The organism is Thermoanaerobaculia bacterium (assembly GCA_035260525.1).
Taxonomy (GTDB): domain Bacteria; phylum Acidobacteriota; class Thermoanaerobaculia; order UBA5066; family DATFVB01; genus DATFVB01.
Map to the genome: position 1 here is coordinate 1 of DATFVB010000058.1, position 3,321 is coordinate 3,321.

The 3,321-nt window shown below is 68.3% G+C and carries 5 protein-coding genes; 2 read left to right on the forward strand and 3 right to left on the reverse strand.

Annotated elements, in window-relative coordinates; translation table 11 throughout:
- Together VKH46_02730 and VKH46_02735 are read right to left on the reverse strand one after the other, a co-directional pair.
- Positions 1–482, reverse strand: a 482-nt coding sequence (locus VKH46_02730; protein HKB69728.1) for an RNA degradosome polyphosphate kinase, incomplete at its 3' end; no start/stop codon positions are given.
- A gap of 83 nt (positions 483–565) precedes the next feature.
- Entirely contained in the window at positions 566–1,051 is a 486-nt protein-coding gene (locus VKH46_02735; protein HKB69729.1) for a hypothetical protein, read from the reverse strand.
- A gap of 234 nt (positions 1,052–1,285) precedes the next feature.
- On the opposite strand from VKH46_02735, the gene VKH46_02740 reads away from it, so the two are divergent.
- Positions 1,286–2,422: a class I SAM-dependent rRNA methyltransferase gene (locus VKH46_02740; protein HKB69730.1), complete on the forward strand. Its 1,137-nt coding sequence runs from the start codon at positions 1,286–1,288 to the stop codon at positions 2,420–2,422.
- Positions 2,423–2,430: 8 nt separating this feature from the next.
- On the opposite strand, the gene VKH46_02745 is transcribed toward VKH46_02740, so the two are convergent.
- Positions 2,431–2,673 carry a hypothetical protein gene (locus tag VKH46_02745; GenBank protein HKB69731.1) on the reverse strand — a complete coding sequence of 81 codons (243 nt, stop codon included), beginning with the start codon at positions 2,671–2,673 and terminating at the stop codon, positions 2,431–2,433.
- A gap of 401 nt (positions 2,674–3,074) precedes the next feature.
- On the opposite strand from VKH46_02745, the gene VKH46_02750 reads away from it, so the two are divergent.
- Positions 3,075–3,321 (forward strand): hypothetical protein (locus VKH46_02750; GenBank protein HKB69732.1); only part of this gene is annotated, 247 nt, incomplete at its 3' end.

The window sequence follows — 3,321 nt, forward strand, 5'->3', positions numbered from 1 at the left end:
GCGAGCGGCGTCAGGACGGGGAACACGGTTCGCCGGAAGTACTCTCCCGCCGACGCGCGCCCGGTCTCGTCGAGCGACCCGATCGACGAGATGGTGATCCCGGCGTCCGCGAGCCTCGGAACGAGGTCCTCGACGAGACACTTCGCCTGGCGCTGGACCATCTTCTTGACGGCTCGTCGAGCCGCGTCGAGCTGCTCGCCGGGGGTCAGCCCGTCGATCGAGAGCTCCGTGACTTCGGCCGAGAGCTGCGCGCGCAGACCCGCGACCCGGATCATGAAGAACTCGTCGAGGTTCGTCTGGGAGATCGCGAGGAACTTCAACCGTTCGAGGAGGGGATGGGACGTGTCCTCCGCCTCCTCGATCACGCGCTCGTTGAACGCGAGCCAGGAAAGCTCGCGGTTCAAGAGCGGGACGGAAGCGTCGGGTGCGTCGCGCTCGGTGGAAGGATCGGCGGCCGGGGACGGGGCTTCGGCGAGGGGCATGAGACCGCGAATTGTCCCATATCGGCGTGAAGAGGATGAGAATCGTGGTAACGAGCTGAAGAGAATGCGGTTAGTCCGGCCGACTACGTGGTGTTCTTCTTGGCGGCCCGCGCTTTTCCGAGCTTCACGTTGAGCGGGTTGTCGCGTGAGAGAAACCCGATCACCGGGCGCCGGCGCACTCCCATCTCCTTCCGGAGCTTCAGCAGCTCGGGATGGTTCGGGGAGCTCGTCAGGCCCGCGGAGATCTCCTCGACCGCCTTCCGGCGTGAGTCGGCCAGCAGGTAGATCTTCGCCATGTGCAGGCGGCAGGTCGCGCTCCTCGAGTCCCGTCGGATCGCGGCGCGGCCGGTCTCGACGGCCTCCTTGCGCTTTCCCTGCCGGGCGAGGCACAGCGCGTAGAGCGACAGGACGTGCGGCGGGACGGACTCGTCCGCGGCCGAGAACCGCTCGCACAGGGTGAAAATCACCAGCGACCCGTCCTCGACGCGGTTGGCGTGCAGGAGAGCGGTTCCCTGCTGGAGGAGTTCCCGGGCCGAGAGCTTGGACAGTTCCTCGGGGTCGACCGGCACGGGATGATTTAAGACCGCCGCCCGGCCGGAGTCAATAGAAACGTCGGCTCGCGCGGCGGAAGTACCTCGCGCCCTTCCGGGGAGACCGGGCGGAACGGGCAAAGCCGCGCCGTCGCTCGCCGAGCCCGCGTCGGCGGGCGAGCGTATTGTCGATCGAGGCGGGCAAAGTCGCGCCGTAGCTCGCCGAGCCCGCGTCGGCGGGCGCAAGCGAGCGAAGGCGGATACGATTCGCGGATGCTCGTCCTGACGCTCTCGCCCGGACGCGACCATTCCGTGCTCCGCCGCCACCCGTGGGTCTTCTCGGGCGCCGTCCGCGGCCGGGAAGGGGACGAAAACGACGGGATCGCGGAAATCCGCTCCCAGGCCGGCGAAACCCTGGGGTACGGCTTCACCGGGTCGGGACGGACGATCGTGGCGAAGCTCTGGACGTTCGGCGCCGAGCCGTTCGACGGGGGGACGATCCGCGGCCGGTTCGAGGCGGCGCGGGATCTTCGCCGCGACGTGATCCCTCCACGGACGACCGGGTACCGCCTGCTCCACGCGGAAGGCGATCACGCGCCCGGGGTGATCGCCGACCGCTACGGCGAGACGCACGTGCTTCAGGTCGGCGCCGGCGGAGCGGCCCGGGCCGTCGGGATGATCGCCGCCGCATACCGCGACGTCTTCGCACCGCCCGCTCTCGTCGTGCGAACGGAAGGAGAGCCCGGGGAAAAGGCCGCCGAGGCCGCTTTCGAGGAGCACGGCCTGCGCTTCGTCGCCGATCTCGCCTCCGGCCAGAAGACCGGCTTTTTCCTCGACCAGCGGGAGAACCGGCGCCGCGTGCGCGGACTTTCGGGCGGAAAGAGCGTGCTGAACCTGTTCTCGTATTCCGGCGGTTTCTCCGTCGCCGCGCTCGCGGGGGGCGCATCGCGCGCCGTCGACGTCGATTCGTCGGAGGCGGCGCTCGCCCTCGCGGCGCGGAACCGGGGCGAGAACGGCTTCGCGGCCGATCCGGCCGACTTCGTTCGGGCCGACGTCTTCGAGGATCTTCGCGTCCGCGTCGCCGCCGGGGAGCGCTGGGACGTCGTCATCCTCGATCCGCCGGCGTTCGCGAAGAAGAAGGGCGATGTCGACCGCGCCGCACGCGGCTACAAGGACGTCGCGCGCCTGGCAATGACGCTCGTGGCTCCCGGAGGGTTTCTCCTCACCTGCTCCTGCTCCGGCGTCGTCTCGGCCGAGCTCTTCCAGCAGATCCTCTTCGCAGCGGCCCTCGACGCGAAACGGACGTTCTCGATCGTCGAGAAGGCCGGCGCCGGGCCGGATCACCCCGTCTCGATCTATTGCCCCGAGTCTGAGTACCTGAAGGCGTTCTATCTGAGAGCGGCGGAGTGAATCCGTCTTCAGGATCGTTCGAGCAGGTCCACGTCGATGAGGTCCTTCGGGCGGCCGACCGCCCGTTTGTTGCGGAGGAGCGCGTCCTTTCCGATCAACGGAAACCGGACATCTCCGTAGGTCCCGTAAACCCGATCGGGCCACGCCTCCTCGAAAGCGACTCCCTCGATTTTCTTGATGATGTCGATCCGGCGGGGCGCGACTCCCATCTGAAAGATCAGGTTCGGAGACGCGAGGTCTTCGATCGTCAACTCGGTCAGCGGCGCGCCGAATTCCTCGAGGGCTGCGAAGACGCGCCGGGCATTTTCTTCTGAAGGCTCGACCCACCCGTCGAGATCGCCGGTCGCGCGCGGTTAAGAGTGGTACGAGGCGCCGACGACGAGGAAACGGGCGTCAGCGGCGGACAACCCTCGCAACAGATCGGCAAAGTCCGGATTGACCCAACTCCCGTCCGGCCAGGGTCCAGATTTCACTCGAAAGCCTCCACGTCTCGGCGAAACGGTCGTCGGGGGGGATGATCGAGCGCTTCTCCGCGTCGGCTGGAATGCACCCGTCCAGCCGGCTTGCTTGGAGATCGCTTCGCTGCCCTCGCGATGACGGCAGGTCGCTGCGACCGGCAACTGGCGCGCGCCGCTGACCGATAATCCCCCGGATGCCGTCTTCCTCCCTCGCCCTCCTCGGCCCCGGCCCCCCCGACCGCGGCGGGATTGCGCAGCAGACGATGCTGCTCGCGGATGCGCTCGGGCCGAGGCTCGCGGGCTATTTCACGTACTCGAGGGGATATCCGAGGCTCGTGAACCCGCGGCGGTTCGACGTGGCGCCGGAGCTGATGCATGCTGCAACGCGCGTCACCCCGGCGCTCGACTGGGCGAGGCCGTGGTCGTGGGGAGACACCGCCC

Bases quoted from the DNA above. Each gene is read 5' to 3' on its own strand.
- VKH46_02740 (HKB69730.1), top strand. From the start codon at position 1,286: ATGCTCGTCCTGACGCTCTCGCCCGGACGCGACCATTCCGTGCTCCGC.